The sequence below is a fragment of the Acidobacteriota bacterium genome (genome assembly GCA_009691245.1).
Classification (GTDB): Bacteria; Acidobacteriota; Terriglobia; order 2-12-FULL-54-10; family 2-12-FULL-54-10; genus SHUM01.
Genome location: SHUM01000042.1, coordinates 15,068 through 30,885 on the forward strand (window position 1 = coordinate 15,068; position 15,818 = coordinate 30,885).

The window sequence follows — 15,818 nt, forward strand, 5'->3', positions numbered from 1 at the left end:
GGATCAAAAATGCTGGAAGCTCACGATCTTCGCAAGACTTTCAAGGGCCGCACTGTGGTGAACGGTGTGTCGCTCAACGTGGCGCGTGGTGAAGTGGTCGGACTGCTGGGCCCGAACGGAGCCGGCAAAAGCACCACTTTTCACATGATTGTCGGCCTGACATCACCGGACGCTGGTCCAGACGGCGGTCGCGTTACACTCGACGGCGCCGACCTCACCCACCTGCCGATGTACCAGCGCGCCCGGCGCGGCATCAGTTATTTACCTCAAGACCCCTCTGTTTTCCGCCAGCTTTCGGTCGAAGAGAATATCTTGGCCATTCTCGAGACACTGCCGCTGAATAGTAGTCAGCGCCGCGAGCGTCTGGAAGAGTTGCTGGAGAAGTTTGGACTGGGGACGGTGCGCCGCAGCAAGGGCTACATGCTCTCGGGCGGGGAGCGCCGTCGCGTGGAGATCGCCCGCTCACTGGTTCTCTCGCCGCATTATATTCTGCTCGACGAACCCTTCTCCGGCATCGACCCTATCGCGGTTCTGGACATCCAGCGCATGATCGGCCAATTCAAGCAGGAAGGCATTGGTGTGCTGATTACTGATCACAACGTGCGCGAGACGCTGCGCGTTACCGACCGCGCCTACATCATCAACGATGGCCTCATCTTCCGAGCAGGCGCGCCCGCCGAGCTGGGCGCCGATCCCGAAGTGCGCCGCGTCTATCTGGGCGAAAGCTTCGTTCTGGAGCCGGTGTGAACATGAGCTCCTTCAGCGGTCTCCGGCTCAATCTAAAGGTCTCGCAGAAACTGACCCTCACGCCCGGGCTGGTCCAGATGGTCAGCGTGCTGGTGATGAACAAGCTGGAACTGAAAGAAATGATCAATCAGGAGATGCTGGAGAATCCCGTACTCGAAGAGGTTCTGGAGGAGCTGGCCATCAATACGGAAACGCTCGGCGAGCGGGAGGAGTACGCGCCGCCCGCCGCGGATCAGGAGCTAACCGAGGCTGCCGGGGCCAAGGATGCCTTTGACCAGATCGACTTTGACTCCTATTTCAAAGATTATCTTGATCCGGGCTACCGCACGCCGCAGGCTGAGAGCGTCGAACTACCTTCGTTTGAAAATTTTCTTTCCACCCCCACCAATCTGATTGATCACTTGAACTGGCAGTTGACGCTCAGTTGCCAGCCGCCGGGACTGGCCGATGCCATCGAGGAGATTCTCGGCAACCTCGACGATGATGGCTACCTCCCGATTGCGCTCGAAGAAATCGCGGCCACCGGCGAGCATGAGCTAGCCACTCTGGAAGCCGCGCTCAAGCTGGTGCAGGAGTGCGACCCAATCGGGGTGGCGGCGCGCGACCTGCGCGAGTGTCTGTTACTGCAACTGAGCGATCGCCGCAAGGAAGGCTCTCTGGCGTGGCGCATCGTATCGGATCATCTGCATCAGGTGGAGAACAGGCAACTCAAGGAAATCGCCAAAGCCCAGAAGACCACCATTGAGGAAGTGCAGAGCGCGCTCGAACTGATTCGTAAGTTGAATCCCTTTCCGGGGCGCAGGTTCAATCAGTCCGAGCGACGGGTCATTGAGCCGGATGTGTATGTGGTCAAGGTCGGGGACGAGTACGCGGTGGTCTTCAATGAAGAGGATATTCCGCAACTGCGCGTGAGCATGGAGTACAAAAACTTGCTGGCGCCGTCCAGCGAGAACAAGGACCAGAACAAGGAGCAGGACAAGGCGCAGAACAAGGAAGTCCGCAACTACATCAAGGAACGCTACAGCTCGGCCATGCGCTTCATCAAGAACATTGAGCAGCGCAAGCAGACGATCCTGAAGGTGACGGATGTTATTGTGGCGCGCCAACGTGATTTCCTGGAGGCGGGCCCGGATTATCTGAAGCCGATGATGATCAAGGATGTCGCCGAGGAGATTGGCGTGCATCCATCAACCGTCAGCCGCGCCGTGGCGGAAAAATACGCGTACACACCGCAGGGCATCTTTGAACTGCGCTACTTTTTCTCGGAAGCCGTCAACGGCCCCTCCGGCGCGGGCATCCCGCTGCTGACGCTGAGGCGCATGGTGCGCAAGATGATCGATCAGGAAGACAAAGCGAACCCCCTGACCGACGATGAATTGGCCAGGCGTCTATCGGAGCAGGGCATTGACGTCAATCGCCGCACCGTGGCCAAGTATCGCGCTGACCTGAAAATCCCCAGTACTCATCAGCGTCGTGACAGAAACTGAAGCGGCGCGGCGCGGGGGGGGGGGGTAACAGAGCACACCGGAGACCGACTCCGTTGCCACTGGTTCCGCAATCCTTTGCTCCCTCCACAAGGCCCACAGATCGGGTAAAAAAGGCCGGCCTCCATCGCATTTTTCTTCAATGTCCAGGGCTATAGTAGTTATAGGCGTACTAGTAGTACCCCTCGGGTAGTAGTACCCCCGGGAGTACTAGCGTTGTCATTGGTGCGAATGGATTCCGATAACTCATTTTGGTTGCCCCCCCTGGTTATAGTTGTAGATGGCGTTAACAAAGGATAGTTTGCTGTCTTCGGAGCCGCCGCATTCTTTCCTGCCGGGATCAGGCAGGGGGTACTGGTCCTATCGGGCGAATGTCGTCATTTTGACATACATGGTCCCATTAGAAAATTGTGACCATTGAAACTATTGCGCTTTCTATGATTTCCGTGGAAACTACCGTTGTAGAAGGTGTTAGCAAAGTTGCGAATCGAGCCGCCCGCGCGCGGCCCGGTTCTCTTGTAACCTTGCGTTTCTATTTCGCTGATGCCCCGGCCTTTGCGCTGGGGTGCATGTTCGCGGATATAGATTGAGAGACTTGGCGTGATGCAGTGGTCTTCAAATCGAATGGTGCGCGCTCTGCGAAATGAATTCGCTCCGTTTTCCCGGAGCCTGTCCGTGTTGGCATTGGCATCTATAACTTTCCTGTCCACCATTGCGCCGGTCATAGCCGAGGAACAGCCAGCTCCGTCGGCAATGGATAAGCCGATTGCGCTAGTGGATGGCAAGCCCATACTCGAGTCGGAGCTGGTGCAGCAGACGCGTCCGCAGATGCAGCAGTTGCGCAATCAAGAATATGATGTCAAGCGGCAAGCGCTGGACGGCATGGTCAATCAAAAACTGGTGGAGGCTGAAGCGGCCCGCCAGAACATGGGCGTTGCCGAGTTGATTGCGCGCGATGTGGACAGCAAGGTGCGCGAGACCACCGAAGAAGAGATCAACGCGTATTACGCCGGACAGAAGGACCGCATCGGTCGCCCCATCGAAGAGGTGAAAGATCAGATTGCGGCGGGGCTGAAGCAGAACCGCGGGCAGCAAGCGCGCCAGGATTATATTGCCGTGCTACGCAAGAAGCTTCCGGTGGAGATTTTTCTGGAGCCGATTCGCCTGAACGTGCAGCCCGACCTCACCCGCCTGCGCGGGCCGGTCGACGCGCCCATCACCATCGTCGAGTTCTCTGATTTTCAGTGCCCCTACTGCCTAAAGGCGTATCCCACGGTCAGGGCCGTGCTGGGAAAGTATGCTGACAAGGTCCGCTTTTCCTATCGCGATTTTCCCTTGCGGAACATTCACGGACAGGCTCAGGAAGCCGCTGAGGCCGCCCGTTGCGCCGGCGATCAAAATAAGTATTGGCAGTTTCATGATGTCCTGTTTGAAAGCCCCAGCGATCTCACCCGCGAAAAGCTGCTTGAGGCGGCAACGAAGCTATCCCTCGATACGGCTTCACTGGAGTTATGTATTGAATCAGGAAAGTATCGCAACGAAGTGGAAAAAGATTATCAGGAAGGGTTGAGGGCAGGCATCAGTGGTACACCGGCCTTCTACATCAACGGTATATTCCTAAATGGATCACAACCAGCGTCCGCCTTTGAGCAGGTTATCGAATCCGAACTCGCCCGGCTTGGCCAGCGCGTCCAGCCAGTCGCGCAGTGATATCTTTATGAAAGAGGCTACCATGTCGATGGCTACCGCGGCTGACAAGAGAAAGCACCGCCGCTACGATCTATCTCTTGATCTGGAGGTGAAGGGGCGCAAGCGCGCTGCCGCCATCCAGACTCAGACCCGCGACATCAGTGCACGTGGTCTGTACTTTAATTTCACCGAACCGATGGACGTGGGATCTGAATTGAATTTCGAGTTGAATCTCCCGCCCGAGTTGAGCGGTGGCAAGGATGTCCGGGTGCGCTGTCGCGGCCGGGTGATTCGCGTTGATTCCATCAAGAGTTCGCGCCAGGTGGGTGTGGCCGCAACCATTGAGACGTATGAGTTCATTCGCGCGCATGAATAGTTGATGGCATATTATGAATAGTGTCTTTCAGTAGTAAGCAGGCAGTAGTAAGCAGGGCCGATATTTTTTCTGTCCTGCCGTTCTAGTAGTTTCTCGATAAATTCCGGCTAGTTCCCCCACTAGGCTGGCGTCATTGAGTTCGCTTTTGATATGCCTTGACGCTGTGCCGTATTCATACTTCAGGCTCCTGCTCAATCCACAAGGGAACAGGGTGAGGGGGTTGTCATGCACGAAGACATGCACGAAGCAATGCATGGAGACCGCTACTCCTATTTGATGATGTTTTGCGCATTGATGATGGTGCGCAACTCACGCGCCACGCTCGCCCAATTCCTGGAAGTACATCCACTCTCTGGTCGCGTTAACGATTTCGCCGGCATGCTGGCGCATGCCGATCAACTAGCCGCCTCCCAACCCGCCTCCCAAAACGACGAGCCATCTATCCGTCCACCCTCGCCCCGGTTGTCCTAACGATAGCTGTTGTTACGGTGTGCTCTCGCGCAGGTATGACGCGCGGATGGACGCCGTTGCCCGGGTCCTCCGTGCGCCGCGTTTAATCCCGAGACGAATGGTGCGCTGCCGGTACTGTCTTCCGACTTGCAGCGTAATGCGTTTCCTCGTATCGTTTCATCATGGACAAGAAATCCTCCAGCCGTTCCAGCCGCCGTGGTCTCGCCAGTATCTCCAGTCCGGCCAGGAAACTCGCAAGGAAGATTAGCGCGGGCAGCCCGCGCACCGCGCCCCCACTCCGCCAGAAAAAGTCAGTTGAGCCATCGCCGATACATCCGCTGGAAACCGAACTGGTGATCGTCACTGGGATGTCCGGCTCGGGCAATGGTTCCGTGCTGCGCGTGCTCGAGGACCTGGGCTATTACTGCGTCGACAACATGCCTGTTGACCTCATTCCAACCTTTGCCGATCTGTGCCGAACCGGCGGACAGATCGCCCGCGCCGCGCTGGTGGTGGACATCCGCGAAGGCCAGGCGCTCGAACGTTTTCCCGCCATGTTCCGCGCCCTGCGCCAGCGCATGAGCACGCTGCTGATATTCCTGCACGCCCGCGACGAAGTGCTGCTGCGCCGCTTCAGCGAGACGCGTCGCCCGCATCCGCTGGCCCACTCGCAGGGTCTTGCCAAGAAGGGCGAGCTGCCGCTGCGGGAAGGCATCGCCGCCGAGCGCCGCGCCTTGGGGCCTATCCGCAAGCTGGCGGATCTTTCTGTCGATACCAGCCAGTTCAATGTTCACGAGCTGCGCAACATTATCAATAACCATTTTCGCGAAGCCGCCGAGCAGCGCTCCATGCTCATCTCCTGCATGAGCTTCGGCTACCGCCACGGCCTGCCCGCCGATTCCGATCTGGTCTTCGACGTGCGTTTTTTGCCCAATCCCAACTACATACCGAAGTTCCACGATCTTACCGGCCGCCATCCGGAGGTCGCCAAATACATTCGCGGGTTTCCGCAGACGCAGGAGTTCATCGCGCGCATCACCGAGCTGCTCGCCTACCTGATCCCGCACTACGTCCGCGAAGGCAAGAGTTATCTGACCATCGCCATTGGCTGCACCGGAGGTCGCCACCGCTCGGTGATGATGGCCGAGACCATCGGCAAGAAACTGGCCGCCCGCGGCCTGAACACCAAAGTCATCCACCGCGACGCGGCGAAGTAATGGGCGTTACCGAGCCGCGCGCGTCAGCAAGCGGACTCGATCGAGCGTAGAGAATCGTAAATTGAGAATTGCGAATAGGAAATAGCGAATCGCGAATAGGGAATGGTCGTGCAACTCCGACTCCGGTGGCCGCCTCCAATGAATATGAAACATTTTCTACACGTTAACTTGTTGGTTGCCGTAATTGCCGGAACGGCTTTGCATCTTCCTGCCCAGTTCGGTCCCCTTGGCCCGGCTGATTTGCTGCGAACGTCGCTCCGTTCACAGCAGCCCGGCGCGCCGCTCGGCGTGGGTGCCTTGATGCAGTTCAAGGGTCGCGTCACGAAACTGCAAAGCGGCTCCATCCTTCTGACGCTCGATGATTCGCGCCCGCTGTTGCTTAAGGGATCGGGCAAGACCAAGTACTTCCAGAATGCCGGCGAAGTAAAATCCTCGGCCTTGAAGATTGGCGACTGGGTGGCGGTGGAAGCCGCGCTCGATACTTTTAGTCAATTGCAGGTGCTGACGGTGAATATCCTTCCAGCTTCCGAGGCTGGAGAGATCCAGGCGGAATCGCCGGCCTCCGATCAAGTATCCGCGGGCGGCAACGGCCGCTACACCCTGTTGCGTGGACCCTCGCCACGCGGTTCCGGCAGCGATCCAGCGGGCAACCCGTCCAGCAGCCAGCCTCCGACCGGCCTCGATCCGGAATTTTTGATCGAGCGCGCGCGCATCGCGGCCAGCTCGTTCGCCGGCACGCTGCCCAACTTCATCGCACAGGAAGCGATGACGCGCTACCTCACCAATCCCTATGACATCGGCTGGCGCATGCAGGACGTGATCTCCGTTGAAGTCGTCTACGAGGAAGGGAAGGAGCGCTACCGCAACGTGAGAATCAACGAGGCTCCCACCACCAAGACGATGGAGGACCTCGGCGGCTCATGGTCCACCGGCGAGTTCGCCAGCACCCTGAGCGGCCTGCTCGACGAGCGCACCAAGGCCAACTTCACCTGGGCCGGCCAGGCCACCGAGAAGCGCGGCACGAGCGAGTTCCGCACCGCCGTCTTTAACTTCGCCGTCAGCGAACAGAATTCGCGCTGGCACGTGTCTTCCACTGACGACTCACCAAGTGGGCCCCCCAATCGGTCCAATATCCAACGGGAGATCATGCCCGCCTATCGCGGCGCGGTCTGGATCGACATTGACTCCGCGCGCGTCCTGCGCATCGAGATGGCGGCCTCGAGCCTCCCCCTCGATTATCCGCTGAACGCTGTCGAGAGCGCGGTCGACTACGCAATGGTGTTGATCGGCGACCAACCCACGCTGCTCCCGACGCGCGCGGAAAGCCTGGCCTGCCAGCGCGGCGCCAGCAACTGCTCCCGCAACGTAATCGACTTCCGCCGCTACAAAAAATTCACCACCGACACAGTCATCGACTTCGGCGCGGTAGACGATTCGCCGGGGCCAACTGAGCCTCGCTAACTTCTAATTAATTAATGAACGAAGAGTTTGTATGAGCTTTCATCGTCCGTTCACCACGTGGGTTTCCTCACTTCAGGAGGTGAGACCATTCACGAAATGTTCGTTAGTTATCCCGTAAGTTGCACGGGCATCGCGGAGAACTTGGGAGGACGCCTCAAAGAACTCGGTGTTACGGCTTGGATCTATTCGTATGATCGCTTGCTTGCCACTGATGTTTGGGCTGAAATTCAGTCGAAGATTGACCAAGCAAACGTTTTTGCATTCCTCATTGGGGAAGACACTCCTAATGCTCAAGGGCAAAAGCGAGAACTTGCCTTGGCTCTAGAAAAAGTTAATCAGCAAAAACCTGCTTTCGAATTATTGCCCTTGGTCCTAAATGATGCAATTGATTTCAATTCACTACCGGAAAGTTTGTGGCACAGGAATGGAGAAAGGCTTAGTGGATCTAATGTAAAGCAAGTAGCATTCAAGATTGCTGCGCAGTTTTTCCCCGACACCATTGCCAAGTGGACAAATGAGACCGTCTGGCGATGTCCTAGACCTGGTGATTGGCTTGAAGTATGTCGGATTGAAGGTACGGAGGTATCGGAATACTTTGATCTGGGAGACAAAGTAATGTTCAGACGTCTGAGTCCAATGGGGCTCTTCGAGTGTTATGCGCCAAAAATAGGCGGTCTTTTTTGGTTTTGGCATGCAGTTTTGCGTCCAGTTTCTCCAACAGACCCGAGCTTCCGTCAAGAACGTGAACTTGTCCCTGAAAATTATCGGATGACGACAATGATCGATATCGAGAGTCTCGGTCATGATGCTTGGCGCCAAAGAAATACAAAAACGCCTTTGTAATTGGTTGATTTCCCCACGAACATGATCGGATTAGGTAATTGATTTGTGGTAACTAATATGTTACCATATATTCCAATGATCGAATTGCGCGGCTACATCGATGAGCACGGGAAGCGGCGGTTTGCCGAGTGGTTCGACAAATTGTCTCCCGTGGCTGCGGCGAAAGTGACTATTGCGCTGACGCGCATGGAGCTGGGTAATTTCTCGAACGTGCGGTCGGTCGGCGAGGGTGTGCAGGAATACAGGATCGATTTCGGCCCGGGATACCGCATTTACTTTGGGCGCGACGGCGACGAGCTGGTGATTCTCATCGGTGGTGGGACCAAGCATCGTCAGCAGCGGGATATCGCTTTGGCAAAGGAATGTTGGGCGTCCTACAAGCGGTGGAAAAAGATTTAGGAGTTGCGATCATGCCTCTGACACATGTCTTTAAGATGACCATTCAAGCGCGGGCGCAGCGCGATGCCCGTTTCCGCCGTGCCCTGTTGCGCGAAGCCGTGGAGAGCATGGTGAACGGCGATCTAGCCACGGGCAAGGCCGTGTTGCGCAATTATGTGAATGCCACGACGGGTTTTCAGAAGTTAGAAAAGCAATCCGGCATTCCCGCCAAGAGCCTGATGCGGATGCTGAGTCCCAAAGGCAGCCCATCCGCAGCGAATCTGACGAGCATTCTTTCCGCTCTGCAAAAGTCCGAAGGTGTCCACTTCTCCATTATCCTGAGCCAGTAAAGAAATAACAGTGCCGCGCGCGTCAGCGAGCGGGCCTACGGAGAACCCACGCTCGATGATCTCGGTGTTGTATTGTGGAGTGGGGGAGCGCTTCACTTCAGTAAGCGTGGTTTTTCCATTGACCCGCTTGCTGACGCGCGCGGCACGGTAAAACGCTTATGAAACCGATGGAGTTGCTGGCCGAGATGGTCATGCCGGATGGCAGCGATTTGAAGCTGACGCGGCGCGACACCGAGTACATCATTCTGGCGAACGGCAAGAGCCTCATGTCCAGCCGCATGCATGGGTCGGAGGAGGCGCTGGCCACGCTCGCCTGCCAAGGGATACGACAACGCACGCGGACGCTCCCGCTGCCCTGCGTGCTGGTGGGTGGGCTGGGCATGGGCTTCACGTTGCGCGCCACGCTCGACGTGCTGCCGAAGGAGGCGACGGTGGTGGTTGCGGAACTTGTGCCCGCAGTGGTCGAGTGGAATCGCGAGATACTCGGGGACCTTGCCGGGCATCCACTGAAGGACAAGCGCGTGCGCGTGGAGATCGGCGATGTGGCCGCCACGTTGCGCGCGTCCCGCGGCCAGTTCGATGCCGTGCTGCTCGACGTGGACAATGGGCCTACGCCGTTCACCACGCCGGAAAACGCCAAGCTCTACGGTGATGAAGGAATCGCCAATGCACGCGCGGCGCTGAAGCCGGGCGGAGTGCTCGCCGTATGGTCGGCGCGGCCCAATCGAAGATTCGAGCAGCGCCTGCGCTACGGCGGATTCGTTGTCGAAGTGGAAAGCGTGCGCGGTCGCCTGAAAAAAGGTGGCCCCCGCCACACCATCTTCCTGGCCAAGAAACCGTGAACAGATCTGCGCCGTGACAGAGTCGCGACCGTCAGGGAGCGGGGGTTGGTCTGACAGCATTGACTGCCTCAAGGCAATCCCAAAACCAACCCCCGCTCCCTGACGGTCGCGGCTCTGTTCGCACGTTGGCAATCTAAACTACGCGGGGCTGCGCGGGTTTGGCGGAGTCGCTTTCCATGTAGTCGATCAGTTGTTGCAGATGCAGGACCACGCGCACCAACCGCTCGCGCTCGACGCGCAGTTCCAGCAACTCCTGCTTCCATTCCGCGTCGGCGGGCAGTCCGTCCATCAGATGGTAGGAAAGTTGCGGGTCGCTGGTTGAAGGTGGCGGCGCGCTGGGCAGTGTTGACGACGGTTCGTCTTCGGCGATGAGTTGCATCAGGCGGCTGTGCGTGTCGATCGCCTGGGCGCGGAGGTCGTCGTCCTGCGCTGCATCTTGCGCTGCGGCACTTGACGTGTCCGCATCTGGCAGGCGGTTGAGCAAGGGGCGCGCGTCATCCTCAAAGAACTGCGCCGCGCCGCGAAAGAAGGCGCGCTCGGAGTTCAGGTCGGCCTCGTCGAGAGATGTGCTGGGCGCATTTCCCCTGGCGTTCCCGAAAGGCCCGATGCGAAAGCGGCGTTGGCCGCGCGTGAGAATGTCGAAGCGGCCATCGGTGTACTTGTGGATCACCTCCGTAATGATCGCCGTGCAGCCGACCGGCTCGATTGCGCCGCCATCGTTGAGCAGGACGCCGAACTCAGTCTTGGCGTCGATGCATTCGCGGATCATCTCGCGGTAGCGTGGCTCGAAGATGTGTAGCGGAAGGCTGTTGCCGGGTAGCAGCACCACGCGCAGCGGAAACAGCGCCAGCAGTCCGCTGCGTTCTCCACCCTGAGCGGCCGCACGCGCACGAGGTGGCGACAGAGGTGGCGCACGAGGTGTCGCAACAGGAGCTAGCCCGCTCAGCGCGAGTCCGCCCCATCCGTTGGCCAGGCCGACGGTCGCGCCGGTGAGCATTCGGATGATCTCGCGGCGCTTCATGCGGGCGACCTCCTCTTCATGTGAGCGAACTCCCATGACAATCCCCAACCTTAAACCGAAGTCATTTTACACCGAGCGGCGCGGCTATTCGTAGAAAATACGCGGCGATACTTTTTCGACCCGGCTTCGACTCAGCTTCGGCCCGGCGTGTTGCCACCGACCAGCCATTTGGAACGAATAGCCCGCGCGGTAGGAGCCGCTAGTCACTCTCGTGGTCCCCCCCCCCCGGAATTGCTTGTCTCCGGGCAGGGTTGCGAGTAATCTGGGCACAAGATGGTGTAGTCTGCCAGACTTCCCACCACTATTTATGTGGGAGGAAGCTGGCGGATCACCACTTTGAACACAGGGCCGCCGAAGGCCCCGGTGGAGAGTTCGCACAGGGAGTTGGCATATGAAAATTTCCCCGTCCTACTTGCGGGTTTACGTAACGTTGCTGGCCAGTCTGTTGGTGTTCACGATGCGGGACACCGTAGCGCAGAGTCTGGGCGCGCAAAGTCTGGGCGAGTTGTCTCGCCAGGAACGCGCGCGCAAACTAGCGCGGCAGACGCGCGTTACCAAAGTCTATACGAACGAGGATCTGGCCAAGGACACCATTGTCGATCCGGCCAGTCGAGCGCTGGATTCCGCGGAGCCGGTTCTGGCTGAGGCGACGCAGTCTCCGGCGGAAGTTCCCGTCCGGATTATTCCTGTGCAGGCCGCCGCGCCCGCGCGAGAAAATACCCTGCCAACGCGCGCGGCGCTGGCGCAGCAGGAGCGCTCCGTGCCCACCGTGCCCGTGTGGCCCACCGGTATGCCGCTCGGCGACGTTGCCCGCTACTATCGCCAGCAGATCGCGCCGCAGATTCCCTTGAGCGACGATCGCATGATGCTGGACGCCTTGGCCCATCGGCCCGGCCCGGACGACTTCACCGTGTCTGCGCCTTTTGTGATGGCCGCCGTCGAGGGCTCGTCGCTCCCGGTGATTGAGAATGTTGTCCGTGATCGCGTGTCGGAGTTCCCCGCTATTGCCAACACGGAAGTGGCTGCGAACTCGAATGTGGATATGAACGGGAATGAAGGCTCCGCCGGACTCATCTTGGCATCTCCCGCATTGCTGGATCTCACCTTGGAACTCGGCACGGGCAACGCCTCGTTGGGAATTTCGGAGGCTGGTCTTGCTGCCACTTTGGACTCTGCGTCAGAAGGCCGCTTGCCTCTGGCGATTCAGTTCGCCGAGCCAACACGGAATCCCACCGTCGTGAAGGTTGCCCCGGTAACACCCCCGGTAACAAAACAGGCCGCGGCGATCCCGCAACCTGAGGTCAGCGTCAACACGGCTTCGCCTAGCGATTTGGTAACGGTCTCGGCTTGGACCGTCAGGGATGATCTGTCGGCCACTCCGCCCGCCGAGCCAGTCCGCATCGCGCCGGTTCGCGCTGTTGCCGATACGGTGCTGGCGCAAGCGTTGGCCGAAGAAGGCGACGCGGAAGTTCGCGTGCAGCGGGGCGACTCATTGTGGCGGTTGGCGCAGCGCCACTTAGGCGACGGACGCGCCTGGCCGCAGATCGCCGCGCTCAATCCGCAACTCCAGAATCCTCATTTCGTGCGCGCCGGTGAGCGGCTGCACATGCCGACATCGAGCGCGACACTTGCCAGCCTGCCCATCGCCGCACGCGAGGAGCGCGCGGTGGTCGTCAGCTCGAATCCGGCTCGCGAGGTCATGGTCCAGCGCGGTGATTCGCTTTGGAAGCTCGCCGAGACGGCGCTGGGTCGCGGCGCGGCGTGGAGCTGCATCGCGGCGGCCAATCCGCAGATCAGCGACTCTGACCGCATCTATCCCGGTCAGTCCATCGTTCTTCCCGAGAGCTGCACTCCGCAGGCGTAATCATTGGACTAAAGAATTTCCTGAATGAAATGGGGCGAGCCGCACAGCTCGCCCCATTCGCTTTTGTCAGGACCGTTTTGCATTGATCTAACTGTCGCGGCTCGGATAAGGCATCGGCAAAAATGGTCTAATAATATCTACGGACACAGTCCGGTAGATAGCGGCGTGCGACGAGGTGAGTGCAGTGGAAAATGTTTGGCCAAAGGGAACACGGCTCAAGAATCAAGTTGCGCTGATTACCGGCGGCAGCCGCGGTATTGGCCGCGCGATGGCGCTGTGCTTTGCCGCCGAGGGCGCGCGCGTGGTGATCACCGCGCGCGATGCCGGACCTCTCCGCGCCGTCGAGCAGGAGATCGCCGACATCGTCGGTGGTGCCACTGGAGCCAATAGTGGCAGCCATGCGCTGGGCATCGTCTGCGATGTTTCCGACAGCGCCGCCGTGCGCAAGATGGCCGCCGAGGCCGAGGCCGCTTGCGGGCGCATCGACATTCTGGTCAATAACGCGGGCTATTTTCCCGAACTCCATCCCATTCACGAAATGTCCGACGAGGAATGGGAGTACACGTTGCGCGCCAATCTGACCAGCTCGTTTTACGTCTCGCGCGCGGTGCTGCCGGGGATGCTGGAGAGGCGGCACGGCTCGGTGATCATGATCTCGTCCAGCGCGGCCAAGCTGGCCTACGGCCTGGGCTCGCCCTACTCGGCGGCCAAGGCGGGGATGCTCGGCCTGACGCGCGCGCTGGCCGGAGAGGCCGGGCCGCACGGCGTCCGCGTCAACGCGCTATGCCCCGGTTTGGTGCAATCGACGGAGATGTTTCACAAGGTCAACAGCGAACTCGAACGCGCCGTGGGCCTCAAGCCCGCCGACCGTCTGGCCGCGACGAAGGAATCTTCGCTGCTGCGAAAGCTGCTGGAGCCGGAAGACGTGGCCCGCGCCGCGCTGTTCCTTGCGTCAGCGGACTCAGCCGCCATCACCGGCCAGACCATGAACGTGGACGCCGGCATCCGCTGGGACTAGCCGTGAAGCGGCGTGAGTAGAGTTAAGCAGGGACAGGTCTCCCGACCTGTCCTCCTGAGGGCAGACAGGAATGCCTGCCCCACCGCGCCGCCATCACCGGCCAAAGCTGGAACGTCGCTGGCGGCATACTGACCCCTCAATCGAAATCACTGAAGGCCGGAGCGTAGCGGGCCTTGCCGCGAACTCCATGCAGAATGCCGCTCTCCAGCTCCAAAGCCATGAAGTTTTCGCAGGTGTACTTGCAGTCGATGGCCTTCCCGCTGCGCGCGGTGAAGCCGAAGCGTGGGTAGTAGGTCGGATGACCGAGGACGGCAATCACCTGAATGCCCAGCAGTCGACACTTGGCGATGCTTTCGCGCACCAGCACGGAGCTGATGCCGCGCCGTTGCTGCGACGGCAGGACCGCCATCGGCGCGAGCGCCGCGCCCTTGAGCACGGTTCCGTCGGTCAGCTCAATCGGGAGCTTGCTGAAGAGTATATGGCCTACCAGAGCGCCGTCCTCAATGGCGATCAGTGAGATGAGCAGGTCTTCGCTCTGGCGCAACCGGTCCACCAATCGTGCTTCCGCCGTGCCGCCGAAGGCCGCATCATGGATGGCGCGAATGGCTGGAATGTCGGTGGGCTGTTCTTCGCGAATAATCATTCTTCAGGTGTTGAGAACTGGTCGCGTTGGACATCTCATTGGCTAGACAGCGGCGGGTGGCCTTCCGGAAGCGCGCCGCCCTGAGATGGACTGCCGGACATTGGCGCTTGTCCTTCGGGTAGTGGGGGGTGCCCAGGGGGCAGGGCTGCTGCCCCATCCGCGTCATCATTGGCCTCATCGCCGCTGGGATGCTTCGAGTCGGCTTGGCTGGGATGGCCTTCCACTACCTTCCAGGAGCCGGCTTCACGCGCCAGATCGTAGTGGTAGCCCATCTGCATCTCCGGCGCATTGGTGACGCGGAAGAGGACTTCGGCGCCGGCCCTATCTTTATTGTCGCGCTCGACCTGCACCGACTGCACGTCCATGGTCATCTGATTGATGGCCAAATCCGACCGGCTGGCCAGATGCGTCTCAATCGCCTTCTTGATGGCCGGCGTCTGGTCACCCATGCCGCTGCACCCGACGCCAGCCAGCGCGGCCAGTAGGGTGATGGCGAAGATTGCCGCCGTATGAGTGCTGCGTCGAAGGTTTTGAGTCATCATCCTCCGAGGCTATACCAATCGCGCGCGAGCGGCAAGCAAGTGCCGCAGGCATTCCTGCCTGCGGCATTTCAGGCAGCAGTATTTCATCTAGCGACAGCTCTCCAGACCCGGTCGGCGGTTGAACCTGAGGCCCGGGGAAAAACGGCAGGCAAGAATGCCTGCCCCACCTGCACCGCCCACATTACCGTGTCCGGAATCGAATCAGCAGTGTAAAAAAAGGTCGTGCGGGTCCGGCCGCCACATTTTTCCCAGGTGGGATTTGTCTTCCACGCAGAGCCCCGGAGGGGCGGCAGATAGTAGCCCAGGGCGTAAGCCCTGGGTAACCGAATCGGACGACACACTTCCACTCTGCCGAAGGCCCGCCATTCGTAGCCAATCGAATGATTGGCGCAGGAGCGCACAAGTGACGTTACCCTTCCAGTTGCACTTGTTGCTTGGACGCCAAAGCGCAGCGGAGGAAGCGCGATGCGCTGCATCACCTGTTCACGCTGCGTCCCGTCACGCCGGGACTGCGCGTGCGCCTTCGGCAGAGTGGAAGTGTTCTTGATTGCTTTGCAAACCCAGGGCTTGCGCCCTGGGCTACTCTCTGGCCGCCCCTGCCGGGGCTCGTCTCTATTCAGTCTTGTCCAAGGCCTCAAGATCGGCCAAGTCCTGTGGCTGGCCGGTTTGCCGCTTGTTCCGGATCAGGGCCTCGCGGCCAATGAAATTTACTCGTGTCTCTCCTACTGATGCCGCGACTCGGCTGTGACCCGCCCGAGATTTTGTACCAATCCTTGTGAGAGAGTTTACATCACAACCTGAGGCCGAGAAACTGGGTTTTTGACAGGGCTATAGGCCCCCGGCGCCGGGGGCCTATAGCCGAGCGCCGAGTGCGGCCTGCGGGTGTTGTACTG

16 protein-coding genes are annotated in these 15,818 nt (G+C 59.5%); 13 read left to right on the top strand and 3 right to left on the bottom strand.

All coding sequences use genetic code 11. The features are described 5' to 3' along the window. The first annotated feature begins 9 nt into the window (after window positions 1–9). From lptB to EXQ56_10685, 11 genes are all read left to right on the top strand, one after another. Window positions 10–747, top strand: a complete 738-nt coding sequence (lptB, locus tag EXQ56_10635; protein MSO20897.1) for an LPS export ABC transporter ATP-binding protein — start codon at window positions 10–12, stop codon at window positions 745–747. A 2-nt stretch (window positions 748–749) separates the two neighbouring features. Continuing rightward, window positions 750–2,234 (top strand): RNA polymerase sigma-54 factor, encoded by a 1,485-nt coding sequence (rpoN, locus tag EXQ56_10640; GenBank protein MSO20898.1) that lies wholly within the window; start codon window positions 750–752, stop codon window positions 2,232–2,234. Window positions 2,235–2,834: 600 nt separating this feature from the next. Next, the gene (locus tag EXQ56_10645) at window positions 2,835–3,941 is read left to right on the top strand and encodes a thioredoxin (protein MSO20899.1); all 1,107 of its coding nucleotides are present in this window, start codon (window positions 2,835–2,837) and stop codon (window positions 3,939–3,941) included. After that, window positions 3,853–4,296, top strand: a complete 444-nt coding sequence (locus EXQ56_10650) for a PilZ domain-containing protein (GenBank protein ID MSO20900.1) — start codon at window positions 3,853–3,855, stop codon at window positions 4,294–4,296. Before EXQ56_10645 ends, EXQ56_10650 begins: the two co-directional genes overlap by 89 nt. Window positions 4,297–4,521: 225 nt before the next feature. Then, window positions 4,522–4,767: a hypothetical protein gene (locus EXQ56_10655; protein MSO20901.1), complete on the top strand. Its 246-nt coding sequence runs from the start codon at window positions 4,522–4,524 to the stop codon at window positions 4,765–4,767. Between the two features lie 161 nt (window positions 4,768–4,928). Continuing rightward, the gene (rapZ, locus tag EXQ56_10660; GenBank protein MSO20902.1) at window positions 4,929–5,963 is read left to right on the top strand and encodes an RNase adapter RapZ; all 1,035 of its coding nucleotides are present in this window, start codon (window positions 4,929–4,931) and stop codon (window positions 5,961–5,963) included. Between the two features lie 138 nt (window positions 5,964–6,101). Then, a complete protein-coding gene (locus tag EXQ56_10665; GenBank protein ID MSO20903.1) occupies window positions 6,102–7,424 on the top strand; it encodes a hypothetical protein in 1,323 nt (440 codons plus the stop codon). A gap of 141 nt (window positions 7,425–7,565) precedes the next feature. Continuing rightward, window positions 7,566–8,267 (top strand): hypothetical protein, encoded by a 702-nt coding sequence (locus EXQ56_10670; protein MSO20904.1) that lies wholly within the window; start codon window positions 7,566–7,568, stop codon window positions 8,265–8,267. Between the two features lie 78 nt (window positions 8,268–8,345). Then, entirely contained in the window at window positions 8,346–8,666 is a 321-nt protein-coding gene (locus EXQ56_10675) for a type II toxin-antitoxin system RelE/ParE family toxin (GenBank protein ID MSO20905.1), read from the top strand. Between the two features lie 11 nt (window positions 8,667–8,677). After that, window positions 8,678–8,995, top strand: a complete 318-nt coding sequence (locus tag EXQ56_10680; GenBank protein ID MSO20906.1) for a transcriptional regulator — start codon at window positions 8,678–8,680, stop codon at window positions 8,993–8,995. A gap of 158 nt (window positions 8,996–9,153) precedes the next feature. Next, window positions 9,154–9,837 carry a hypothetical protein gene (locus EXQ56_10685; protein MSO20907.1) on the top strand — a complete coding sequence of 228 codons (684 nt, stop codon included), beginning with the start codon at window positions 9,154–9,156 and terminating at the stop codon, window positions 9,835–9,837. A gap of 133 nt (window positions 9,838–9,970) precedes the next feature. Here the strand turns inward: EXQ56_10685 and EXQ56_10690 are convergent, their stop codons facing one another. Continuing rightward, window positions 9,971–10,894 carry a hypothetical protein gene (locus EXQ56_10690; GenBank protein MSO20908.1) on the bottom strand — a complete coding sequence of 308 codons (924 nt, stop codon included), beginning with the start codon at window positions 10,892–10,894 and terminating at the stop codon, window positions 9,971–9,973. Window positions 10,895–11,249: 355 nt separating this feature from the next. Between EXQ56_10690 and EXQ56_10695 the strand changes: the two genes are divergently transcribed. Together EXQ56_10695 and EXQ56_10700 are read left to right on the top strand one after the other, a co-directional pair. Further along, the gene (locus EXQ56_10695; GenBank protein MSO20909.1) at window positions 11,250–12,722 is read left to right on the top strand and encodes a LysM peptidoglycan-binding domain-containing protein; all 1,473 of its coding nucleotides are present in this window, start codon (window positions 11,250–11,252) and stop codon (window positions 12,720–12,722) included. Window positions 12,723–12,906: 184 nt separating this feature from the next. After that, window positions 12,907–13,740 (top strand): SDR family oxidoreductase, encoded by an 834-nt coding sequence (locus EXQ56_10700; protein ID MSO20910.1) that lies wholly within the window; start codon window positions 12,907–12,909, stop codon window positions 13,738–13,740. 136 nt (window positions 13,741–13,876) lie between these two features. On the opposite strand, the gene EXQ56_10705 is transcribed toward EXQ56_10700, so the two are convergent. After that, entirely contained in the window at window positions 13,877–14,383 is a 507-nt protein-coding gene (locus tag EXQ56_10705) for an N-acetyltransferase (GenBank protein MSO20911.1), read from the bottom strand. Between the two features lie 35 nt (window positions 14,384–14,418). Further along, a complete protein-coding gene (locus EXQ56_10710; GenBank protein ID MSO20912.1) occupies window positions 14,419–14,922 on the bottom strand; it encodes a hypothetical protein in 504 nt (167 codons plus the stop codon). Window positions 14,923–15,818: the final 896 nt, after the last annotated feature.